Consider the following 21,945-nt stretch of genomic DNA (forward strand, 5'->3'; position numbering starts at 1 on the left):
GCGGCCAATGAGTCATCAGTTACCGGACGTGCAAGCCACGTCACCGGACGTCACCGTCGGCCTGAGTCAGGTCGGCGTCACGGGCGTCGACAAGCTCGTCAAGATCGCCCGCGAGGGGAAGCGACCGATCGTCCTCACGGCCGAGTTCGAGGTCTTCGTAGATCTCCCCGGCTGGCGTAAGGGGGCCGACATGAGCCGCAACATGGAGGTCATCGACGAGATCTTGGAGGACGCGACTCGCGAGGAGGCCTACGGCGTCGAGGAGGTCTGTGGCGAGGCCGCCGAACGGTTGCTCGAGAAACACGACTACACCTCGAAGGCGGAGGTCTCGATGGAAGCGGAGTTCATGCGCCGGGAGCAGACCCCCGCGAGCGACCGCGAGACTCAGCACACGGTCGACATCGTCGCCTCGGCGACGGCGACCGGCGAGGGGACCCGCGAGGAGATCGGCGCGACGGTCACCGGGATGACCGTCTGCCCCTGCTCGCAGGGGATGTCCGCCGCCCGCGCGAAAGAGACCCTCGAGGATTTGGGCGTCGAGGAGGGGACGATCACGGAGTTCTTAGAGGAGGTGCCACAGCCGGGCCACTCCCAGCGAGGGCACGCGACGCTGACCGTCGAAGCGGGCGGCGATCCCGAGGTCGATCTGAACGACATCATCGACATCGCTCGTGACTCGATGAGCGCGCGGATCTACAACCTCGCGAAACGGCCCGACGAGGACCACATGACCTACGCGGCCCACGCCGACGCGAAGTTCGTCGAGGACTGCGTGCGCGCGCTGGCGGAGGGCGTCGTCGACGAGTTCGACCACCTGCCCGACGACGCGGTGATCACGATGAGCCAGTCCAACGACGAGTCGATCCACCAGCACAACGCCCACGCCGAGCGGGTCGTCAAGCTGGGGACGCTGCGCGACGAGATCGAGAGTTAGAACTCGAGCGGCTCGGCCTCCTCCCACCGCGGGACGAACTCCTCGTGGACGTTCGCGGCGAACTCCGGGTCCTTCAGATCGATCATGGCGAAGGCCTCGCCCGAGGACAGCGGGTTGGGCACCTGAATGCAGACCTCGACGCCGTCGATGATGTTGAACGAGCCCGTGATGTCGTTGTTTGTGCGAACGTCGAAGTCCTCGCGTTGCTGCAAGGTCTCCCGGTAGCGCCGCCCCACCTCCTCCGACATCGAACCGACCATCTCCCGAGTCATCAGCAGGTCGATCGACACCCCGCGATCGAGGGCGTCCTCGAGCTGGGCGTTGATCTCCTCGCTGGCGGCCTGCATGTCCCACTGGGGCGACGGGTGAGACGAGACCATCACGATGTCACGGTCGGCGGCCGCCAACCGCTCTAAGAGCAGGTCCTTCGTCTCCTCGGGGCCGACCGCGGCGGTCCAGAACTGCTCCTCGACGGGTTCGGCCGCGTCGAGTTCGTCCGCCAGATCGTCGACGATCGATTCGTACTGGTCGGCCTTTTCCTCGAGTTCGCGTTTCTTGTCCTCGAGGAGACGATCCAGCGCCGTCGAGGGCTCGACGGCGACGTACTTCTTCGGCCGGCTGGCGGTCTGGCTGCGGACGAGGTTGTACTGTTCGATACTGTTCAACACGTCGTAGATCCGCCCCATCGGGACGTCGCTCGCCCGGGACAACTCTTTGGCCGTTGTGGGGCCGGTGTTGAGCAGCGATCGGTAGGCTCGAGCTTCGTACTCGGAGAGCCCGAGGTCCCTGAGACTGGCCATGTCCGAGAGCAACCCGCTGAAGAAATATAAACACTGTGGTAGTTTGGCGTTTCGACGGCGTCGGCCGCGAGGGGGCCGAGCGTCAGTCGAGAAGCCGCTGGACCGCGTCGCTCAACTCGGCGGGAGTTTCGGCAGTAGCTGACACGGCCTCGCCCAGGTCGGCCCGCGCCGTCCCCGACTCGCGGTCGGCGTCGGGGACGACCACCTTCTCGTGGTCGGCCATCCGCAGGGCCGCCCGATGGAGGTCGGAGCCTGCGTCGGCACCGACCCGGATCACCAGCGGGCCCTCGAGCAGTCGGGAGGCCGCCGTCGCGTACCCGGCGATCTGGACGCCGAAGCGGTCGCTGGCCCCCGCAAAGGCCTCGAGCGTTTCTCGGGCGTACTCGCGGTAGCGGTCCTCGCCGGACAGCGCCGCCAGATCGATCAGCGCGTCCGCAAAGGCGACGTTGGCGTCCAGAGGCCGCAGCGGGCGATCGCAGAGTCCGACCCCGTCCGCGGGGCCGTCGAGGAACGAGTCCCCGTCGTGGAGCCGCTCGATCGTCGCGTCGGCGATCGCCGTCGCGTCCGCCAGCGCGTCCGTCTCGAGGGTACTGGCGACCGTCGTCAGGGCCGCTAACGCGCGGGCCTGATTGGTGAGCAGGGGGAGCGCCTCGCTGCCCTCGTCACGGTCGATCGTGTCTTCGCGTGCGTGTGCGACGACGCCGTCAGCGAGCAGGTCCGTCCGGAGGGTCTCGAGGGCGCGCTCGGCGTACCGGCGGGCCCGCTCGTCGTCGGTGTAGGCGTAGTAGGTCAGCAGGCCGTCGATGGCCAGCGCGTTCGGCCCGGCGAAGACCCCCGGATCGACCGGCGGTTCGTCGGCGGCCGCGCGATCGGTCGCGTCGAGGCTGTGGGCGTCGGCGTCGCCCGGGGACTGGCTGTTGGCGAAGGCGTCGACCGCGTCGTTCCACAGCGTCGTCGTCAGGTAATCGATGGTGTCGGCGGCGGGCTCGCGGTACTCGTCTCTCCCGGTCAGCAGGTAGGCGTTGGCGAAGGCCCGGACCAACGCGCCGTTGGAGTCGAGCAGCTTCTCGCGCTGGAGCCCCGACCAGTCCCGGTCGGTCGCGAACCGGTAGAAGCCGCCGTCGTACTCGTCTAACAGGTTCGCGCTGACCGCGTCGTAGGACCGCAGAGCCATCTCGCGGTCGCGTTTGAGCGCGAACTCGAGGGCGTCGGGCAGGGGGAACTTCGGGCTCTGGCCCCAGCCGCCGGCGGTCTCGTCGTAGGTGTCGGTGAGGTGGCCGAGCATCCCCTGTTCGATCTCGGCGGTTAGCTCGCCGGCCGGCGGGTTGTCCTCCCGAAGCGGTCGGGGAACGCGGGCGGCACCGCTTCCTTTCGTCTCCCACATGGTCCGAACGCTGTCCAAGACCTGACGCATCCCGTCGGGGCCGAGATAGCCCGCGCCGGTCAGGACCTCGCCGTTCGGGGCGAGAAAGACCGTCGAGGGAAAGCCGCCCATGTTGTACCGGTCGCGGACCCGCGGGTACCGATCGACGTCGACCCGGACGGGGACGAAACTGTCGTTGAGGTTGGCCGCGATCCGGGGCTCGGCGTAGGTTTCCTCGTCCATCTCGTGGCAGTGGTCACACCACGTCGCGGTCAGCGAGAGCAAGACGGGGCGGTCGGCCTCGGCGGCCTCGTCGAAGGCCGCCTGTCCCCACTCGCGCCACTCGACGCGGGTCGTATCGTCCATACCGGAGCGACGGGAGTCGCGGGCGTAAGCCCTTCGTTCGCGTCTCCCAGTCGGCTCGACGGCGGCCGCGATTCGGTTCCCGAACCGAGAGTAAAAGATTTTCACTCGTCGGCGGCTAGATCGCGGTATGCTCCGGTGGATCTTCGCGCTGTTGCTCATCCCGTTTCTCGACGCCGTGTTGCTCGCGGTGATCGTCACCCAGTTCGACGCGCTCAGTTGGGTCGGGATGATACTGCTCGTCGTCCTGACCGGCCTCGTCGGGATGCTCCTCGTCCGCGCCGAAGGCCGGCGGACGATCCGGAAGATGCAACGGTCGATGGCCCAGGGACAGCCCCCGACCAACGAACTGCTCGACGGGGGCCTGCTGATCGCCGCCGGAGCCTTTCTGCTGACCCCCGGACTGGTGACCGACCTGCTCGGGTTCCTGCTGGCCGTCCCGCTGACCCGGGTCCCGATCAGAATGGCGCTCAAACGCTACGTGGTCGTCCCCTACGCGGACAAGAAGACCGGCGGGTTCGCCAGCGGCGGGGTCTGGACGTTCGGCTTCCCCGACGAGGACCCGACTCGAGACACCGCCGACTCGAACGACGGCGGGACCTACGACCTCGGTGAGGACGCCTACAGCGTCGACGACGAAGACGCCTACACGATCGACTTCGAGGACGAGCGATCGGACGACGGCGACGACGACCGGGACGACGACCCCCTCGCTCGGTAGCGGTTCGCACGGGTCGCGGAGAAAGAAACGCTTAAACGTACCACCGAGCAACTATCGAGTGCGAAGGACGGGCGCGGGCCAATAGCTCAATTAGGTTGAGCGCCACTCTGATAAGGTGGAGGCTCTCGGTTCAAATCCGAGTTGGCCCACTCAGCTTCTGAACGCTTCTTAGACACCCGATAACGCCAGGTTTAGCGCCCAACAGTTCCGTTCACGGCGTTCGAGGAAACGGGTGCCCCCTCGATTTCGCCGCTTAGTTGAATCACTTCTGAACGCGGGTCGCCTCCGTCTTGGGATTCCGATTAGCCGGCACTGTCTAGTTGAGCCAGTTTGAGAAGTGAGCAGGTCGTACTGTTGAGTTGGTTGATGCTCGCAGACCTGCTCAGCGAGAGTTATGAGACGGATTTAGAAGAATCTTGGGAGAACGAGCGGACGGCGACGCCCGTCAGGGCGTTCGCCGTCCGCCTCCATCAGACCGGTTGTTCGCTTCGAGAGACAACAACGATTCTCGCTGAATTAGGCGTTCAACGCTCTCACGGGGCGGTTTGGAACTGGGTTCATCGGCTAGCTGACAGCGGACGCGACCCGCCTGAGGCGCAGCCGAAGCGGGTCGCCGTTGACGAAACCGCTGTCAAGATTAACGGCGAGTGGTCTTGGTTATACGCTGCAATAGACACCGAGACAAAGTTGATTCTCGATGTTGCGTTATTTGGGCGGCATGGCACCGATCCGGCGGCTGCGTTTCTCCATCGACTCACCGAGAAACACGATCTCTCGGATGCTGAGTTTCTCGTGGATCAATTCAGCTATCGGACTGCCCTTGCTCGATTAGGATTGAGCGGTCAGGTCAACTATACCGACCGAAACCTCATCGAAAAGTGGTTTCACACCCTCAAAATGCGTATCGACCGCTTCCATAACTCGTGGGTGGGCAGTCGGTCGAGCGTCCGCGAGTGTCTTGAACAGTTCATGCATTACTACAATCATCAGAGACCGCATCAAGCTCTCGATGGAAAGACGCCGATTGAGAAGGTTCAGAACTATACAGTGCCAGTGGACCTATTGAGTCGTTTCAACGCCAAGTGACTCATCGGAACCGATGATCGGGTTGTATGTTCCCGTCTTTCGTACCGATTGTCAAATAGCGTACCTCAAAGTACGATACTCTGAAGTATGGTTATGGGAAGTATTATATTTGGCACTGCCGTATCGGAGACTATGCCCGGGTTCGTGAACCGAACGGAGGAACTTTCGCGCCTTTACAACCTCTACGATTCAGATAAGGCGGAATTGGCGGTGATTTTCGGACGACGACGACTCGGAAAAACCGAACTCGTCAAGCAGTCCCTCAAAGGATACGACGACGCGGTTCTCTATCAAGCGAAGCAAAAAACGAGCGCACTACAGCTCCAGCAGTTCGTCGAGGTCGCTTCGGACGCGTACCCAGGAATCACGCGGATCCGCGAAGAGTGGGAGTCTATCCTCGGGTATCTCGCAGATCAGGATGCGATCGTCGTCCTCGACGAGTTTCCGTATTTGGTCGAACAGGACGAAAGCCTCCCCTCCGTTCTGCAGGCGATGTTCGATCACGAACTCGACGACTCCAGTGCCACGTTCCTCCTCGTCGGCTCGTCGATCAGTATGATGGAAGAAGCCGCGCTGTTGGGAAACAGCCCCCTGTACGGCCGCTCGTCGTTGAAACTGGATATCAGGCAGCTCCCGTTCGATGCGGCGATGGAATTCTTTCCGCAGAGCTACACGGCTGACGAGCAGACATTGACGTGGGGAGTCTTCGGTGGCGTTCCGTACTATCTCGAAGAGGTGGATCCAGAGGGCGATCTCGGCGAGAATATCCAGCGAACGATCCTCTCACGCCACGGAACGCTGCACGACGAACCAGACTACGTTCTCCGAATGGAACTCACGGAACCGACGCGGTACTTTTCGATTCTGGAAGCGATTGCAGGCGGAAGCACGAGTCGAAACGAGATCGCCGGAGCGACGGGTATCGATTACAATCAACTATCGAAATACGTGAATCGGCTCTCTCGGTTGCGACTGGTCGATCAACACGTTCCGGTTACCGAACAAAAGGAGCGGACCAAGCGAAGTCGCTACCGCATCCGTGACCAGTTCTTCCGGTTCTGGTTCCACTTCGTCTACGGGAGCGGAGACAGATACGAGGATTTTGGAGACGAAGCGTACGAGACGCTCATCGAGCCGGAGCTCGCGGACTTCGTAAGCGACTCGTTCGAGGATCTCTGTGGTTCCGCTCTTCGAACGCTGTATCCCGAGTATACGATCACGGACGTCGGTCAATGGTGGTATCAGGAGCACGAGGTTGACGTCGTGGGTCTGACGAACGAGGACGCGCTGATCGCCGGAGAGTGCAAATTCCAGCGGTCACCGTTAGACTACGACGCGTTCTCGAAGCTTCAAACTCACGTGGATGAACTTCGATGGACGCCATCCGGAGGCGGAGAGCGGAAGCACGAGTACGCGTTGTTCTCTCGAAGTGGCTTTACGCGGGCCGTAGAGGACGCCGCGACGGAACGAGATAATCTGCGGTTGTTCACCGTCGACGAAGTCGTAACAGCGCTGAAATCATAGCTGCAAGTGTCGTCGAATTAACTACTCCACGAGACGATCACCTCTCTAAATACCCTCGCTGCTGTTCCAGTATCGTTTTCTCGCTCCGCTTGCGTGGTGAATTTCGAGAGCTTCGGTACTGACGCTCACCGGCTGCTGACGATGACCAGGGGGCTATCTTAGATGAGATTGCGGTTGAGCCACACCGTTTTCCAGAGACGGCTGACTTCCTAAGTGCGATGGGGGGGACCAAGGACCCGTATGTGCGATGATGACGGCGACGAATTCGTCGATATCCTACTGGAGTGGTACGCTGCCAATGGACGTCACGATCTCCCCTGGCGCGATCCGAGCACCACGCCGTTCGAGATCCTCATCGCCGAGTACATGCTCCAGCAGACGTCCGTGGAACAAGTTCTCGGCGTCTACGAAGAGTTCGTGGAAAAGTACCCAACGCCGGCGTCGCTTGTCGATGCGGAATCCGACGAGATCGGTGAAGATCTCGAACCACTCGGCTTGCACAAGCGGACGGCGTACATTGAGAGAGCATCCGAGCAGATTATCCGACAGCACGACGGTGAAGTGCCAGACGCGTTGGACGAACTTCTCGACCTACACGGGGTCGGCGAGTACACGGCGGCGTCGGTACTTGCTCACGCCTACGACGGTGATATTGCAGCCGTAGACACGAACGTTGCGAGAATACTCGCTCGCGTGTTCGGCCTTGAGACGGAAGACAAACCCGATGCGAGGGAAAACTGGGAACTCGCGGAGCGCTTAGCACCGCCGGGTAGGTGCGGAGATTTCGTCCACGCGCTCATCGACTTCGGCGCGAGCGTCTGTACGGCGTCGAACCCAGGCTGCGAGGGGTGTCCGGTGAACGGACTCTGCGAGTACGCTGATGCGGAAGACGACTAAAAACGAATTAACGCAGGTGCAGCGGTAACTTGAGAAGCGATCCGGCTAATAAATCGGAGAGGGGTAACTCGATCAGATGTTATCGAGGTACGAGCGTCGCTGCTCCAACTTCACCTCCTCAGATCGTCGGTCGTAGTGCTTGTCCAGAATTTTCCGACTAACGTCCATCCGGTCGCCAACCACTTCGGTCGGAACGTCTTTCGTCAGAAAGTGGGTGATGCTCCCTCGACGAACCGCGTGAGGCGTCACCGACTCGGGACACTTCGCTGTCGTTCCGCGCTCGCAATCCGGACACTCCAGGTTTCGAAAACAAGGTGCGGTAACGTCGTAGATGTACCGTCGAACGGTACTCGAAGCGAGACGACCCTCGCGGCTCGTCAACAGCGGTTCGCGGCCGACATCATCGGTCTGTTCGGGACGCGTGTTCTCGATGAAGTCCTCTACGAGGTACGCGAGATCGGGTGAAATCGCCACGAGTCGTTCGCCACCGACGCCGTTCTTTAACGGCGTCCCGGTCTCGGGTCGGTGTCTCAGGCCCAAGAATCGGTCCTCCAGATCGACGTCTTTCAGATCAATAGACCTGGCAGCGCCCATCCGCATCCCGGTCCCCCATAGCAGCGCGAGCAGGACGTGTTTGGTCGACGCGTAGTGAAACTCCGCGAGGTACGCGAGGATTTCCTGCGCATTGTCGGCTTCGAGTAGTTCGTCGCGCTGTTGCTCCTCTGGCGGCACCTGCGGGACCATGACTTTGGTGTGGAGGTCCGGATCGACCGCCTCGATCGACCCTCACCAGCGGAGGAACACGCGGATCGCACACATCTGCGTCTGAAGCGACACGGTGTTGAGGTCACCGTCCTCCTTCCGCCAGAGGCGGTACTCGTGCACGTGCCGTCCCGTGAGGTCGTTCATATTGTCGATGCTGTTCTCGTCGCACCAGCGGACGAAGTGGTTCGTTCGATAGCGGTGGCCGCGGACGGTCCACTCCATCGACTGCGTCTCCTTGTGGTCGAGGTAGAGTTTCTGCGCGGTGCGCGGATCGATCGGTTCGAGATTGTCATTTTCCATGACTAGATATGGTTTTCCTCGGAATCCCAACCTGAAGGAAACCACCCGACTACGACCGGTTGACAGAAGCGTTCAGTCACTGAGCGGATCTGTAATTCGTCTGAATTATTTCCGAGTTGGCCCATACTTTTGCGGCGAGTACCCTCGCGAGCCACGGCTCCGGAAGTCGACTCGTCGCCTTCTCCCCACGGACTAACACTACTGGACAGCAGTCGATACGCCGCCGGTCGCGAATTCGCAGTCGTTTCCACCGGTGACGACCGCACGCGGCGACCGGCGTCACGTGGTTCTGGCCGGCGGTCGCGAGCCACACGGATCGACTGCCACAGTCCGCATCTCGAGGCGACGGGCCGTGAGCCAGCGGGCGGTTCAGCTGGAGCCGATCGACAGCAGTGGCTGTTCAAAGAGTCAGCACACCTTACGCGAACGCGACGATCCACGGTCGGTCCTCGATACCCGCCGCACGGTCGGCCGCGTTCTCGAGAGCGCGTCGGCACATCGGCCCGTTTCGGCAACCGGCCGATCCCGAGACGGAGCTGATACTCAGTCCAAAGCAGATGAGGGAGGGTAGAAATACCAGATTCATATACAAATACGAAAATATAGATTAGATAAAGTGTAGTAGTCCCTACACCTCATACATAGAGATGGATCCGTGTCTATTATGGCCCAAACGCGCGGGATCCACCGAAAAGAGGAAACTGTTCTCAAAGTAGATTGGATATCATCAGTGAACGATAGCGACTATAGTAGACACGATATAAGGCTATTTTAGACCAATAATCGACGTTCTTGGCGATGAATAGAACGCAGGAGGGCGGTAGTACACGAATCCTGATTAGATTCAGATATAGTCGAATTTCTAGTATGTTCGGGGCGGTCGATGAATCGTCGGAACCGAGTCGGTAGATGCCATCAGTCCCTGCACCGGTCCGGGACCGACACGATGCGGTACGGCGAACGCACGCGGGTATCGCTCGGTGCTGGAGAAACGATCGGTAGCTCCCGTCCGACAGCCGGTTTCGGATCCGCCACGATTCGCCGATTCGGTACTCGCGGATGGCGGTCCTCCCGTCGAACGGGCGGGCCGATGGACCCAGCCGAGGGTTTATACGATATCCCGCGGCCAAGCGGGGTATGTCGGATCAGACCCGACGACCGCGACGAACGGTTCTTCGAACGCTCGGTGCCCTCGGAACGGGGGCGGTCGCCGCAGTGACGACTGCCGGTGCGGCCGACGGCGCTCGCCCCGATACCGATGCGACGCCGGCGCGCGGACGGCCGCCGGTCGCCACGTCGTCGACCGACGATGGAATCGACGGTAACGATCTGTACGTCGGCGTCGTGGATCGAATCGTCGACGGTGACCACGTTGTCCTCCTGCTCGAGGACGGCGAGGCGGTCGTCGACCAGCTCGTGTTGCCGGCCGAGGAGTTCGAGGAGATGACCACCGACGACATCTTCCTGACCGCCGTCGTCGACGACGAGTTACTCGCTTACCGCTCCCTGCCGTCGAAACCGACCGACTGTCACGACGACAGGTTCGACTGCCTCTCGGAGGAGTTGTAGCCGGGCACCGAACGTCAGGGCGGTCCGTTCCGAATACAGTCCGGACGTCTGAACGGTGCCAACGAGCCACAGGCCCGGAATCCGCAAGTCCAAGGCGTAATACTCGGCGGCCCCTCGATCCGAACACGATGGTGGACACAGCGGACGCGTCCGGGATCGGATTGGATCGGCCTGGCACCACCAGCCTGCGCGCCGCCTTCTTCGCCGTCTGGTTCGTCGACCTCGTCGCGACGGTGATCTTTTTCACCGTTCCGTACGCCTACGAACTCAACCCAGTAACGGTCTTCCTCCACGATCTCTTCGGGCTCGCCGGCGTCGTCCTCGCCGCCGTCATCTACGCCGCCGCCGTACTCGTGATCGGCTACGTCCTCTCGAGGCCGTTCGACGTCGTCTTTGTCGTGGCCGTCGTCGGCTGCTATGCTCTCTTCGCGAGCAACAACGTCGTCCTGTTGGTCTCCCGCGAACCGCTGCTCACGCCGTTGATACCGTGATCGGTACGGGCCGGGACGAACCGTCGTTGCTCCGCTTCGGGCCCCGAGATACGGTTTATGTAAGTCAGTACCGGTGGGACCGCGACCGCGCTGCGGTTGCACCGGGACAGCAAACCGGACGAGTCACGGTCGGACTCGGGAAACGCATCCTCCCATCCTGCAGTGTCGCCGCTGGCGGACCGGGGTCAGTGTCGCCGGTCCGGGCAGTCGCTCGACCGTTACACAATCGATTACAGATATATGACTGTATAGTTCGAGTGATCGAGCGGCCGTTTTCGATGGTCACTCGCTCGTCCGCACCTACGCGTGGACGGCGAACTCGGCTCTGGTCGCCGTCGTCGGCCTCGAGTGGACTGTCGGCAACTGGCCCAGTCCGTTGAACGGCGAGGAGTACTCGGACGTATCTCACGCACGCCGATCTACCAGTACGGCATTCGTATCACCGTTTACTCACGTTCGATAGCAAACGGTGACGAATACGCTATGCGTCGACACAATCGTACGTTCCGGCCTCGGGGACGTCGCCGATCACCTCGAGCCCGTCCATTCGGATGAGCCACACCACCTTCGGGTGCGGTCTGGGGCCGTCGTCTCGGTCATCGCGTGTGCCATCCCGCGAGGCGGGGAAAAGCCGGTTCGGTGCTGACGGCGGCTGTCGGCACTTTTCGAAAGTCGAATCCCGTATAGTAGAACGAATAGACTAGAGACCGGGAGAAAGGACGGATCTTCCGGCCACTCGAGGCGGAACGATCGGCCGTGTTCCGGCCAGTGAAACAGAGGTCGGACGGCGGGCTGATGACGAAACGGCACCATCAGCCGTACGCGAGCGTGACTTTGATTTCGCCGGCCTTGTCCCGGAGGCGGGCAGCCAGATCGTCATGAACGTAGGTGTCGGTGAACCGGCTGGTCGGCCCGAAGACGGCCAGGGAGCCGAGGAACTCGTCGTGGGGGGTATAGACGGGAACGGCGATTCCGCGTAGCCCCTCCATGTGTTCCTGTTCGTTCACCGCGTAGCCACGGTCCCGAACCCGCTCGAGTTCGTCGAAGAGCGCGCCGAGATCGGTAATCGTGTTCGACGTGTGTGCCTCGAGGCCGGTCCGCTCGGCGTAGTTCGCGACGGCGTCGTCGTCCCACTCCGCGAGAATCACTTTCCCGGAAGCCATCGAGTGCAACGGGCGGCGCTGGCCGATCATCGAGTTCGAGAGGCTGCCGTAACGGTGGACGTAGACGGCGTCGTCGTCCTCTTCGACGATGAATACCGCGCGTTCGTCGGTCTCTTTGCCGAGTTCGAATACCGCTCGCTTCGCGGCCGTGTATCCCGCCTTCCGGGATCGGGCCTGTTCGCCGAGCTCGACGAACCGGAACCCGACGTAGTAGCGACCATCGCGTTCGATCACGTACCCCAACTCCGTCAGCGTCTGGAGATGGCGGTAGACGGTGCTTTTCGGAAGGGTCGTCCGCTCGGTGAGGTCGGCGATAGTAACGCCTTCCTCGTCTTTGAGTGTCTCGAGGAGTCGGAACGTCTTCCGCGTCGTGGAAACGCCGGCCCCGTCGTCCCCGTCTCGATCCGTGCCCATGTGCGATACTGTTCGGAAGACACAATTAATATTTCGGATACTGGGACGGAGATGCTGGCAAGCGGGACACTCGTTTCCGGAGTCGATGCGGTTCGGTCGAGGGAATCCCAGCCGGAGCGAAACCGGTGGCTATAGTAGCTCTTGAGAGTCAATGCACACCCGATCGCAGGACAGCGTTGTGATCGGTGTGTAAATCGTTTCAAGAGCTACTATAGGACGGTGCGCAAAAGGAGCAGAAGAGAACGAGAGTCGTCGACGCGGCGTTACTGGTAGGCGGAGATACCGGTGAACTCCTCGCCGAGGACGAGCGTGTGGATGTCGTGGGTTCCCTCGTAGGTGTAGACCGTCTCGAGGTTGGACATGTGCCGCATCGGCGAGTAGTCGGTGGTGATGCCGTTGCCGCCGAGCATCTCGCGGGCGATACGGGCCTGATTGCGCGCCATGCGGACGTTGTTTCGCTTCGACATCGAGACGTGCTGTGGCCGCATCTCGCCGCGCTCTTTGAGTTCGGCGAGCCGGTGGGCGAGCAGTTGCGCCAGCGTGATCTGGGTACCCATCTCCGCGAGCTTGCGCTGCTGGAGCTGGAACCGACCGATCGGGCCGCCGAACTGGTCGCGGTCTTTCGCGTACTGGCGGGCCTCCTCGAAGCAGTCGCGGGCGGCCCCGACGGCACCCCAGGCGATGCCGTAGCGGGCCTGCGTGAGACAGGACAGCGGCCCCTTCATGCCCTCGACGCCCGGGAGGACGTTCTCCTCGGGGACGTGGACGTCGTTCAGGCCGATCTCGCCCGTGATCGAGGCCCGCAGCGAGAGCTTGTCGTCGATCTTGTTGGTCGTGACGCCGTCGCGGTCGGTCTCGACGAGGAACCCGCGAACGGGGTCGTCCGCCGCCGACTTGTCGCGCGCCCAGACGACGGCCACGTCGGCGATCGGCGAGTTCGTGATCCAGGTCTTGGAGCCGTTCAAGACGTAGCCGTCACCGTCGCGCTCGGCGCGGGTCTCCATCGCCGACGGGTTCGAGCCGTGTTCGGGTTCGGTCAGGCCGAAGCAACCGATCGCTTCGCCCCGCCCCATCTCCGGCAGCCACTCCTCTTTCTGCTCCTCGCTCCCGTAGGCGTGGATCGGGTACATCACCAGCGCGCCCTGAACCGACGCCATCGAGCGCAATCCCGAGTCGCCGGCCTCGAGTTCCTGCATCAGGAGTCCGTAGGCCGTCTCGGAGACGTTCGGCGAACCGTAGCCCTCGAGATTGGGGGCGTAGAAGCCGAGTTCACCCATCTTCGGGATGAGTTCCTTCGGGAACGTCCCCGCCTCGAAGTGGTCGCCGATGTCGGGCTTGACGTGTTCGTCGACGAACTCCCGGGCCGTGTCCCGGATCATCCGCTCTTCCTGGTCGAGATCTTCCTCGAGCTGAACGAAATCCAGCATACCTAGACCTACGGGAATGGCACAATAGGTATTGCGATACCGCTTGTCACGTGAACGAACGTCGAACAACGGAGAGTCAGCACGTTCGACGGACAGCGGCCCATGGAATCAGCGTACCAAGATCCGCTCGAACGGCTGCTCGTGTTGGCGGCAGCCATGTCGAAGGCGCTGTCAAGAGGGTCAACAGATCGACAACTCCGTCGAACCGAATCAGTGTCTTTTTCGGGATTTAGCTCTCGACCTACACAGTGCGGTAGTTGTTTTGCACACGGGCAAATTACAGACGAAAATGACGGCCCGGTGATTGGCTCATATCGTTATACTTAAGAGCAGATACTATAACGGTGTATACCATGGTAGACGACAGCAACCAAATTGGTAACCGCACGAATCGTCGAACGTTCCTCGCCGCTGGACTCGGCACCACAGCCGCACTCGCGGGCTGTCTCGACTCTCTCGACGAGGGGGTCGGTGGTGGCAGTGGCGATGATTCACAGCTCACGATCGTCACGGCGGAATCGGAAACGGGAACCTACGCGGCCAGTCAGGGGATCGCCGCGACGGTTGACGAGAACGCCGACGATCTCGACGTGGAGGCACAGCCGAGTCAGGGTACCGAAGACAACATCGGTCGACTCGGCCGCGGAGAGGCCGATATCGGGATGATCCAGCATCGATCGGCTCGGAAGATCCTGAACGGCAACGAGCCCTACGGATCCCTCGACTACACCCCTAATCAGATCTTCCACTACAACGACCTCCCGTGGTTGTTCGTGACCAACAACGACTGGACGTCGATCGCCGATATCGAATCCGGTGCCCGGGTGTCCCCGACGCCGGGTGAGTCGGGTACCCGAGAGACGCTTACCGAGGCGCTTGGCACCGTTACCGATGACTACGAGCAGATAAGCGTCAGCTACGGCGAGCAGGCCGGGGCGATGCAGGAGGGCCAACTCGACGTCGGCGTCGTGACGATCTCGAACTTCGACTTCGAGGCCTCCTGGATTCAAGAGATGAAACAGACCGTCGACACCCGTGTCCTCGAGTGGCCCGACGACGCCGTCGACGAACTCGAGAGCAACGCCGGCGTCCCGATGGAGCCGATCGACATGACCCGGGACAGCTTGAGTGGGTACGCACACGCCCCTGACGAGGCGATGGGAGTTAACATTCCGTACAACTTCGTCGTGCGTAACGATCACGAGTACGACTACATCTACAGCTTCCTCGAGACGATGTACGAGTACCGCGAGTCGATGAAAGAAGACCATCCGTACCTCGGGTACTACATGGAGGACGAGTGGTGGACGACGCGGATGTACGACGACTTCCCGTTCCACCCGGCCGCGGCCGACTTCTACGAGGAGAAGGGACTGTGGTCCGACGACTTCGTTCGCGGTGAGGAATAGCGAGAACACACCATGAGTGCTGCTACACCTCGAGATCGGATTCGGGATACCCTCCCGTCGCCGCGTGAACTCAGCGTCGTCGATGTCCTTACCGGACTCATCTATCTCTTCGGCGTCGCGCTGACGGTCCTGACGATCGATTACGCGCGGACGCTTCGGTTCCCGGAGCCGATGGTATACGCGAACATCTTTCTTGGAATCGGGTTGGCCCTCTATTATTTGATGCAGGCCAAAGAGTATCTCGTTGCGGAACCGTTTACGGGACGCATCTCGAACACGATCGTTCCCGACTCGCCGGCGGTCCGTCGCAACGGCGCCCGACTCCTCGCAGTGATCGCCGTCGCGATCGCGATCGCATCGCTGCTCGTGACCGGGTACGTGCATTTCAACTTCGGCAGACTCCAATCCGCCTACACGGTCGGGTACACGACGCTGGATATCCTCGTCGGCTTGGGTATCATCCTCATTTTGACCGACGCAACGCGTCGAGCGTTCGGCTACATCTTTACGTCCGTCATCGTGTTCTCGCTCGTGTACGCGTTCGTCGGCCCACTGCTACCCGGCATCTTCAACCATAGCGGCATGAGCATTGCCCGGATCTCCCGCGAGGGTGCCATTGGGCTGATGGGGACGTACAGCTTCATCCTGCGTATCGGCTCGACCTGGGTAGCGATCTTCATCATGTTCGCCGGCATTGCGAAGGCCTACGGGGCGCTCGACTACGTACTCGATGTCGGCCGGGAAATGGGGACGAGCCTCCGAACCGGCGTCGTCCAGATCGCCGTCGTCGCCAGCATGATCATGGGATCGATCACCGGCAGCGCCGCAGCGAACACGGCGACGACCGGCTCCTTTACCATCCCGATGATCAAAGATCAAGGCATCCGCAAGGACTTCGCGGCCGCCATCGAGGCCGTCGCCTCGAGCGGCGGACAGATGCTCCCGCCGGTGATGGGCGTGGCGGCGTTCCTGATGGCCGACATCCTCAACGTCTCCTATCTGACGATCATCCGCGCCGGGATCATTCCCGCGGCGCTGTTCTATCTCAGCGTCGGAGTCGCCGTCTACCTCCTCGTATTGAAGTTCGGCTGGACGACCGACGAGATCCAACCGTTCGACTACACCGTCCTACTGGGCGGACTGCACTTTGTGATCCCGCTTGCCGTCCTGATGTACACGCTCGTCATCCTTCGGTTCACGCCGCTGGCGGCGGGATTGTATACGATTATTACCATCGTCGGCGTGATGTACGTCCGGAACGTCCTCGTCGACGTCCTTGACGTCGGAGTCTCGAACGGCTCTCTCGAGGCCAACACTGACGCTGTGTCGCTCGGCGATATCGGCTGGAGCGTTCTTGGAACGACCAAGCAGACGCTCGACGGCTTCAAGCAGGGCGGCGTGGAGATGGCACCACTGGTCGGCATTCTGGGCTCGCTCGGAATCATCTTGCGGATGGTCGAGGGTACCGGTCTCGCGGGCGCGATCAGCCAGCAGATGGTGTCTCTCGCTGGCGGAGTCCTCTTCTTCTTGCTCGTGATGGCCATGATCTCGAGCATCCTCTTTGGGCTCGGCATGCCGACGCCGGCGGCGTACATCCTCGTCGCCATGCTGATTGTCCCGAGCGTCATCGCCGTCGGTATTCCGCCGATCACTGCTCACATGTTCGTGTTCTACTTCGCGATGCTGTCGGCGATTACGCCGCCGGTCGCAGTCTCCGTCGCGATCGGTTCGAGCATCGCCGACTCGAGTTTTCCCCGGTCGTGCGTGCAGGCGCTTCGGATCGGCGCACCCGGCTTCGTGATCCCCTTTGCGTTCATCACGAACAACAGCCTCATTTACTGGTCGATCCCCGAAACGATCATTGCGCTTCCACTCGTGCTGGCAGGGACGACGGCACTGGTCGTCGTGACCGTCGGATTCGACGGCGCACACTGGCTGTCCGTTCCAGCTCGAGTACTCTATCTCGTCGCCGCCCTCGCCGCGATGTTCGGTGGAGCATTCATCGCCCCGCTACTGACCACGACTCCGACAATCGATCTTGGAATCCAACTCGTCGGCGGACTCGCGATCTTCGCCGGACTCGGGTACGCGAACCTCGTTGCCGGCTACGACCACGAGGCGGCACTGGAGCGGACCAAGTCGTCCTCGCCACAGGGCGACTAGCCGATTCCGACGCCGTTTCACACGGGTCCGTCATTGCCGGCGCAACCGCGACCCGGGCGGCGGTTGCACCGGGAACCCTACAGCAATCCGGATCGCTCGGCGCTCGAGACAACCGAAATAAATCGGCTCGCCGAGTGACAACCCTTTTGCGACCCGGGTAACCATACACAAGGTATGACAAACCTCGTGACGGAGGTCGTAGAGACCGTCGATGCGAACCCGGAATCGCCCGCGATCGCGTACGAAGGGACCGAACTGAGCTACGCCGAGTTCTGGGAGCGGGCCGGACAGTTCGCACAGGCCCTCGAGAACCGCGGCATCGGCGAGGGCGACCGCGTCGGTATCTACCTGCCGAACCTGCCGCAGTTCGTCACGGCCTTCTACGGCACCCTGCGTGCCGGCGGAATCATCGTCCCGATGAACCCCCAGTACAAGGCCCGTGAGATCAGTCACATGCTCGGCGACAGCGAGGCCAAGGCCGTCGTCGCGCTCGCCGATCTGGTTCCCAACGTCCTCGAGGTCCGGGACGACACGGACGTCGAACAGGTCGTCAGCGTCGGGGCCGACGTCGACGGCGCGACCGAGTTCGACGACTTCCTCGCCGAGGACACCAAAGCCGTCGTCGACCGCGACGACGACGACGTCGCGGTCCAGCCGTACACGTCCGGGACGACGGGCACGCCGAAGGGCGTCCTCCTGACTCATCACAACCTCGCCTTTACGACGCGGGCCAACGCCGTCATCCCGCCGGGCGGCTTTCAGGCCTCCGACCGGCTCATCGGGACGCTCCCGCTGTTCCACATCTACGGCATGTCCGTCGTCATGAACGGTGCGATGTACAGCGGCGGCACCTACCACCCGGTGCCGAAGTGGGACGCCACCGAGGTGATGGACCAGCTCGAGGACGACGAGATCACCGTCATGTTCGCCGTCCCCGCGATGTTCAACGACATGATCAACCACCCCGAGGCCGAGCGCTACGAGTTCGAATCCCTGCGCTTTGCCAACTCCGGCGGCTCGAGTCTCCCGCTGGAGGTCTTAGAGCGGTTCGAGGAGCTGTGGGGCGTCCAGCTCAACGAGGGGTACGGCCTGACCGAGACGAGCCCGGTCACCCACGCCAACACCAACGAGAACCGCCGGAAGGGCAGCATCGGCCAGCCCCTCGAGGGCGTCGAGGCGAAGATCGTCGACGACGACTTCGAGACGGTCCCCCGCGTCGAGGAGGGACCGATCGACGAGGAAGAGGCCGACCTGCGTGACGTCACCGGCGAACTCGTCATCCACGGCCCTAACGTGATGAAGGAGTACTACGGCCTGCCGGAGGCCAACGAGGAGGCCTTCACCCACGAGGACGGCAAGCGCTGGTTCCACACCGGCGACATCGGCTACTGGGACGAGGACGACTTCTTCTACGTCGTCGACCGCGAGAAGCACATGATCGTCACGGGCGGCTACAACGTCTATCCGCGCGAAGTCGAGGAACTCCTCTTCGAGCATCCGGACGTCGCCGACGCCGCCGTCGTCGGGGTGCCGGACGAGCGCCGCGGCGAGACCGTGAAGGCGTTCGTCGTGACGACGCCCGACGCCGAGGTGACGCCGGAAGAAATCAAGCAGTACTGCCTCGAGAACCTCGCGGAGTACAAACACCCCCGCGAGGTCGAGTTCGTCCAGGAACTACCCCGTACCACGACCGGAAAGGTCCAGAAGTTCGAACTCCGCGGCGAGGACGAGAGCGAGCAGTAGACGGTCGAGTCGCGCCTCGACTACCGGCATCGGTTTCCATCTCGACCCGCGGTCCGGCGATCGAGTTACCAAAACCAACCGGGGAATACATCCGAAGCTACTTTGTAAGACGACCCCAAGCAACCTATTATGACGTTCCAGCTGTCAGACGAGCACGAAGCGATCCGCGAGGCCGTCCGCGAGTTCGGAGAAAACGAGATGAAGCCGGTCGCCGAGGAACACGACCAGGAGGGGAAATATCCCGAGGAGCTCCGCAAGAAAGCCGCCGAATACGACTTCGTCGCGCCGAACATCCCGCTCGAGTACGACGGGGCCGGGATGGACAAGATCTCCTCGACGATCGTTACCGAGGAACTCTGGCGCGCCGACCCCGGGATCGGGAGCGCCGTCGGCTCGGCCGGCTTCGGGACGGACATGATCATCGAGTTCGGTGACGAGTGGATGAAAGAGGAGTGGCTGCCCCAGATCGCCAACGGCGAGACCGCCTCCTGTTCGATGATCTCCGAGCCCGCCCACGGCTCGAACGTCGCCGGCATCGAAACGGTCGCCGAGAAGGACGGCGACGAGTACGTCCTCAACGGCAACAAGATGTGGATCACCAACGGAACCGTCGCCGACGTCGGCGTCTGTATGGCCAAGACCAGCCCCGGCGAGGGCCACAAGGGCATCACCGCATTCCTCGTCGAGATGGACCGCGACGGCGTCTCGACCGACAAGATCGACAACAAGCTCGGGATCCGCGCCTCGGACCTCGCCGAGGTCGTCATCGACGACGTCCGCATCCCCGAGGACAACGTCATCGGCGAGGTCGACAAGGGCTTCTACCAGCTGATGGAGTTCTTCGCCTCCGGCCGCACCAGCGTCGCCGCTCAGGCGGTCGGCGCCGCACAGGGCGCGCTCGACGCCGCCATCGAGTACGCCAACCAGCGCGAGCAGTTCGACCAGAAGATCTCGGACTTCCAGGCCATCCAGCACAAGATCGCCGAGATGGCCACCAAGGTCGAGGCCGCCCGTTCGCTGACCTACCGCGCTGCGACCCAGGTCGAGCAGGAGAATCAGGACATCGCCGCGCAGTACTCGAGCATGGCGAAGTACTTCGCCTCCGAAATCTCGGTCGAAGTCGCCGACGAGGGCATTCAGGTCCACGGCGGCTCGGGCTACGTCACGGACTACCCCGCCGAGCGCTACTACCGCGACGCCCGCATCACGAAGATCTACGAGGGCACCAGCGAGATCCAGAAGAACATCATCGCCGACCAGATCCTCTAGACCGGTCCGACGATCGCGGCTTCGACCGCGGATCCACGCTGTTTTTTCGCGGTGTTTGCCGACCGCCGAGACAACCGTCTAACGGCTCTCGAGGACGATTAGCCGGTGGAAACGAAATCCGATCAGAACCGGTGAACGGCCGGTCGCGAACGGAGCGGCGTCGCTACTGCTCGGGCACGCGGAACTCGACGGCCGCGCCCTGGCCGTAGCCGACGCACATCGTCGAGAGCCCCAGCCCGCCGCCGCGGCGCTGGAGTTCGTGAATCAGCGTGACCGGGAGGCGCGCACCGGAAGCTCCCAGCGGGTGGCCGATGGCGATCGCGCCGCCGTTGACGTTGAACCGGTCGTCGTCGAAGCCGAGTTCGTCCCGGCAGTAGATCGTCTGGCTCGCGAACGCCTCGTTGAGTTCCACGAGGTCGTAGTCGTCGGCCGACCGGCCGTTGCGCTCCCAGATCCCCCGCACCGCGGGGACCGGGCCGATCCCCATGATCGTCGGATCGACGCCCGCGACGTTGTGGTCCTCGATTTCGGCCATGATCTCGAGGCCCTCACGCTCGGCGAACTCCTTGCTCGTGATGAGGACGCCGGCGGCGCCGTCGGAGACCTGCGAGGCGTTGGCGGCGGTGACGGTGCCGTCTTCCTCGAAGGCGGGCGACAGACCGGCGATCTTCTCTTTGGTCGTGCCGGGACGGAGACCCTCGTCCTCGGTGATCGTGCCGTCCTCGGTTTCGATCGGGACGATCTCCGCGTCGAACGTGCCCGCCTCGGTCGCCTCGACCGCGCGCTGCTGGCTCCGGGAACCGTACTCGTCTTGCTGGTCCCGGCTGATGTCGAACTCCTCAGCGACCTTCTCGGCGGTCTGGCCCATCGCGAGCCCGGCCGCGTCGTACTGCTCTGCGATGCCGTCGTAGGAGTCGATCCCCTTCCGGCGCTCGTTGCGGGACATGTTCTCGACGCCGCCGGCGACGATCACGTCGCGCTGGCCCGCCCGGACGGCGTCGCTTGCGCTCATGATCGCCTCCGCCGAGGAGGCACAGAGCCGGTCGATCGTGGTGCCGGGAACCCCTTCGCCCAGTTCCGACAGGAGGGCGATCACCCGCGCGATGTTGTTGCTCTGCTCGTTGACCTGCTTGGCACACCCCCACCGGATATCGTCGACGTCCTCGCCGGTAAGGCCCGTCCGCTCGAGCATCTCGTCGACGAGCGGTACCGACAGCTCCTCGCTGCCGGTCTCGGCGAAGACGCCACCGTGTTTCCCCTGCGGAGTTCTGACTGCCTGCACGACGACTGGCTGGCGATCGCTCATTGGTAACTGTTCCCTCTCGCTACAGCGGTAAAGACGCACCGTTCTCGCCGCATCGGCGGCCTGAACGGCGAACCGGTAAGTAGCAACTGAAAGTCATTGCACACCTGCTCGCACAACAGCGTTGCGATCAGTATGTCAATCGTTGCAGTTGCTACTATAGGACAGCAACGGGATGAAGTAAATGACCGTTTGGCTCGCACAACCGGCAGAGAATGCCAGCCACTTCTGCCTTCGAGCG

Annotated in this window: 18 protein-coding genes and 1 tRNA gene; 12 read left to right on the top strand and 7 right to left on the bottom strand. The window is 62.4% G+C overall.

Annotation, left to right across the window (positions count from 1 at the left end; translation table 11 throughout):
* Positions 1-7: 7 nt before the first annotated feature.
* The gene (gene mptA, locus A6E15_RS14695) at positions 8-934 is read left to right on the top strand and encodes a GTP cyclohydrolase MptA (RefSeq protein WP_076147272.1); all 927 of its coding nucleotides are present in this window, start codon (positions 8-10) and stop codon (positions 932-934) included.
* Here the strand turns inward: mptA and A6E15_RS14700 are convergent.
* Entirely contained in the window at positions 931-1,734 is an 804-nt protein-coding gene (locus tag A6E15_RS14700; protein WP_076147273.1) for a TrmB family transcriptional regulator, read from the bottom strand. The genes mptA and A6E15_RS14700 overlap by 4 nt on opposite strands.
* A gap of 82 nt (positions 1,735-1,816) precedes the next feature.
* Positions 1,817-3,463 carry a DUF255 domain-containing protein gene (locus A6E15_RS14705; protein WP_076147275.1) on the bottom strand — a complete coding sequence of 549 codons (1,647 nt, stop codon included), beginning with the start codon at positions 3,461-3,463 and terminating at the stop codon, positions 1,817-1,819.
* A 127-nt stretch (positions 3,464-3,590) separates the two neighbouring features.
* Here A6E15_RS14705 and A6E15_RS14710 point away from each other — a divergent pair, with 127 nt between their 5' ends.
* From A6E15_RS14710 to A6E15_RS14730, 5 genes are all read left to right on the top strand, one after another.
* Positions 3,591-4,181, top strand: coding sequence for an FxsA family protein (locus A6E15_RS14710; protein ID WP_076147276.1), 591 nt, complete (start codon positions 3,591-3,593; stop codon positions 4,179-4,181).
* Between the two features lie 75 nt (positions 4,182-4,256).
* Positions 4,257-4,330, top strand: a tRNA-Ile gene (locus A6E15_RS14715).
* 217 nt (positions 4,331-4,547) lie between these two features.
* A complete protein-coding gene (locus A6E15_RS14720) occupies positions 4,548-5,267 on the top strand; it encodes an IS6 family transposase (protein WP_076147278.1) in 720 nt (239 codons plus the stop codon).
* Positions 5,268-5,399: 132 nt separating this feature from the next.
* Positions 5,400-6,791: an ATP-binding protein gene (locus A6E15_RS14725; RefSeq protein WP_076147280.1), complete on the top strand. Its 1,392-nt coding sequence runs from the start codon at positions 5,400-5,402 to the stop codon at positions 6,789-6,791.
* Positions 6,792-7,031: 240 nt separating this feature from the next.
* Positions 7,032-7,688, top strand: a complete 657-nt coding sequence (locus tag A6E15_RS14730; protein ID WP_076147282.1) for an HhH-GPD family protein — start codon at positions 7,032-7,034, stop codon at positions 7,686-7,688.
* Positions 7,689-7,760: 72 nt separating this feature from the next.
* Here the strand turns inward: A6E15_RS14730 and A6E15_RS14735 are convergent, their stop codons facing one another.
* Both A6E15_RS14735 and A6E15_RS21800 read right to left on the bottom strand, forming a co-directional pair.
* The gene (locus A6E15_RS14735; protein WP_338141483.1) at positions 7,761-8,432 is read right to left on the bottom strand and encodes a tyrosine-type recombinase/integrase; all 672 of its coding nucleotides are present in this window, start codon (positions 8,430-8,432) and stop codon (positions 7,761-7,763) included.
* 42 nt (positions 8,433-8,474) lie between these two features.
* Positions 8,475-8,753, bottom strand: a complete 279-nt coding sequence (locus A6E15_RS21800; RefSeq protein ID WP_338141484.1) for a site-specific integrase — start codon at positions 8,751-8,753, stop codon at positions 8,475-8,477.
* A gap of 1,137 nt (positions 8,754-9,890) precedes the next feature.
* On the opposite strand from A6E15_RS21800, the gene A6E15_RS14740 reads away from it, so the two are divergent.
* Together A6E15_RS14740 and A6E15_RS14745 are read left to right on the top strand one after the other, a co-directional pair.
* On the top strand, positions 9,891-10,322 hold the full coding sequence (locus A6E15_RS14740; protein WP_076147284.1) for a hypothetical protein: 432 nt from the start codon (positions 9,891-9,893) through the stop codon (positions 10,320-10,322).
* 128 nt (positions 10,323-10,450) lie between these two features.
* A complete protein-coding gene (locus A6E15_RS14745) occupies positions 10,451-10,813 on the top strand; it encodes a hypothetical protein (RefSeq protein WP_076147286.1) in 363 nt (120 codons plus the stop codon).
* Between the two features lie 812 nt (positions 10,814-11,625).
* On the opposite strand, the gene A6E15_RS14750 is transcribed toward A6E15_RS14745, so the two are convergent.
* Both A6E15_RS14750 and A6E15_RS14755 read right to left on the bottom strand, forming a co-directional pair.
* The gene (locus A6E15_RS14750) at positions 11,626-12,390 is read right to left on the bottom strand and encodes an IclR family transcriptional regulator (protein WP_076147288.1); all 765 of its coding nucleotides are present in this window, start codon (positions 12,388-12,390) and stop codon (positions 11,626-11,628) included.
* A gap of 263 nt (positions 12,391-12,653) precedes the next feature.
* Positions 12,654-13,817 (bottom strand): acyl-CoA dehydrogenase family protein, encoded by a 1,164-nt coding sequence (locus A6E15_RS14755; RefSeq protein ID WP_076147290.1) that lies wholly within the window; start codon positions 13,815-13,817, stop codon positions 12,654-12,656.
* A 353-nt stretch (positions 13,818-14,170) separates the two neighbouring features.
* On the opposite strand from A6E15_RS14755, the gene A6E15_RS14760 reads away from it, so the two are divergent.
* From A6E15_RS14760 to A6E15_RS14775, 4 genes are all read left to right on the top strand, one after another.
* Positions 14,171-15,226, top strand: a complete 1,056-nt coding sequence (locus tag A6E15_RS14760) for a TAXI family TRAP transporter solute-binding subunit (RefSeq protein ID WP_076147292.1) — start codon at positions 14,171-14,173, stop codon at positions 15,224-15,226.
* 12 nt (positions 15,227-15,238) lie between these two features.
* Positions 15,239-17,389: a TRAP transporter permease gene (locus A6E15_RS14765; RefSeq protein ID WP_076147294.1), complete on the top strand. Its 2,151-nt coding sequence runs from the start codon at positions 15,239-15,241 to the stop codon at positions 17,387-17,389.
* Positions 17,390-17,563: 174 nt separating this feature from the next.
* A complete protein-coding gene (locus tag A6E15_RS14770) occupies positions 17,564-19,132 on the top strand; it encodes a class I adenylate-forming enzyme family protein (RefSeq protein ID WP_076147295.1) in 1,569 nt (522 codons plus the stop codon).
* 129 nt (positions 19,133-19,261) lie between these two features.
* A complete protein-coding gene (locus tag A6E15_RS14775; protein ID WP_076147296.1) occupies positions 19,262-20,401 on the top strand; it encodes an acyl-CoA dehydrogenase family protein in 1,140 nt (379 codons plus the stop codon).
* A 163-nt stretch (positions 20,402-20,564) separates the two neighbouring features.
* On the opposite strand, the gene A6E15_RS14780 is transcribed toward A6E15_RS14775, so the two are convergent.
* Complete coding sequence (locus A6E15_RS14780; RefSeq protein WP_076147297.1) at positions 20,565-21,707, bottom strand: thiolase family protein; 1,143 nt, start codon at positions 21,705-21,707, stop codon at positions 20,565-20,567.
* Between the last annotated feature and the right edge of the window lie 238 nt (positions 21,708-21,945).

Source organism: Natrinema saccharevitans (genome assembly GCF_001953745.1).
In the GTDB taxonomy this organism is placed as follows: Archaea; Halobacteriota; Halobacteria; order Halobacteriales; family Natrialbaceae; genus Natrinema; species Natrinema saccharevitans.

Coding starts and splice junctions, on each gene's coding strand:
- A6E15_RS21800 (WP_338141484.1), bottom strand. CDS start 8,753: ATGGAAAATGACAATCTCGAACCGATCGATCCGCGCACCGCGCAGAAA.
- A6E15_RS14770 (WP_076147295.1), top strand. CDS start 17,564: ATGACAAACCTCGTGACGGAGGTCGTAGAGACCGTCGATGCGAACCCG.
- A6E15_RS14735 (WP_338141483.1), bottom strand. CDS start 8,432: ATGGTCCCGCAGGTGCCGCCAGAGGAGCAACAGCGCGACGAACTACTC.
- mptA (WP_076147272.1), top strand. CDS start 8: ATGAGTCATCAGTTACCGGACGTGCAAGCCACGTCACCGGACGTCACC.
- A6E15_RS14760 (WP_076147292.1), top strand. CDS start 14,171: ATGGTAGACGACAGCAACCAAATTGGTAACCGCACGAATCGTCGAACG.
- A6E15_RS14710 (WP_076147276.1), top strand. CDS start 3,591: ATGCTCCGGTGGATCTTCGCGCTGTTGCTCATCCCGTTTCTCGACGCC.
- A6E15_RS14700 (WP_076147273.1), bottom strand. CDS start 1,734: ATGGCCAGTCTCAGGGACCTCGGGCTCTCCGAGTACGAAGCTCGAGCC.
- A6E15_RS14740 (WP_076147284.1), top strand. CDS start 9,891: ATGTCGGATCAGACCCGACGACCGCGACGAACGGTTCTTCGAACGCTC.
- A6E15_RS14725 (WP_076147280.1), top strand. CDS start 5,400: ATGCCCGGGTTCGTGAACCGAACGGAGGAACTTTCGCGCCTTTACAAC.
- A6E15_RS14765 (WP_076147294.1), top strand. CDS start 15,239: ATGAGTGCTGCTACACCTCGAGATCGGATTCGGGATACCCTCCCGTCG.
- A6E15_RS14745 (WP_076147286.1), top strand. CDS start 10,451: ATGGTGGACACAGCGGACGCGTCCGGGATCGGATTGGATCGGCCTGGC.
- A6E15_RS14705 (WP_076147275.1), bottom strand. CDS start 3,463: ATGGACGATACGACCCGCGTCGAGTGGCGCGAGTGGGGACAGGCGGCC.
- A6E15_RS14730 (WP_076147282.1), top strand. CDS start 7,032: ATGTGCGATGATGACGGCGACGAATTCGTCGATATCCTACTGGAGTGG.
- A6E15_RS14775 (WP_076147296.1), top strand. CDS start 19,262: ATGACGTTCCAGCTGTCAGACGAGCACGAAGCGATCCGCGAGGCCGTC.
- A6E15_RS14750 (WP_076147288.1), bottom strand. CDS start 12,390: ATGGGCACGGATCGAGACGGGGACGACGGGGCCGGCGTTTCCACGACG.
- A6E15_RS14720 (WP_076147278.1), top strand. CDS start 4,548: ATGCTCGCAGACCTGCTCAGCGAGAGTTATGAGACGGATTTAGAAGAA.
- A6E15_RS14780 (WP_076147297.1), bottom strand. CDS start 21,707: ATGAGCGATCGCCAGCCAGTCGTCGTGCAGGCAGTCAGAACTCCGCAG.
- A6E15_RS14755 (WP_076147290.1), bottom strand. CDS start 13,817: ATGCTGGATTTCGTTCAGCTCGAGGAAGATCTCGACCAGGAAGAGCGG.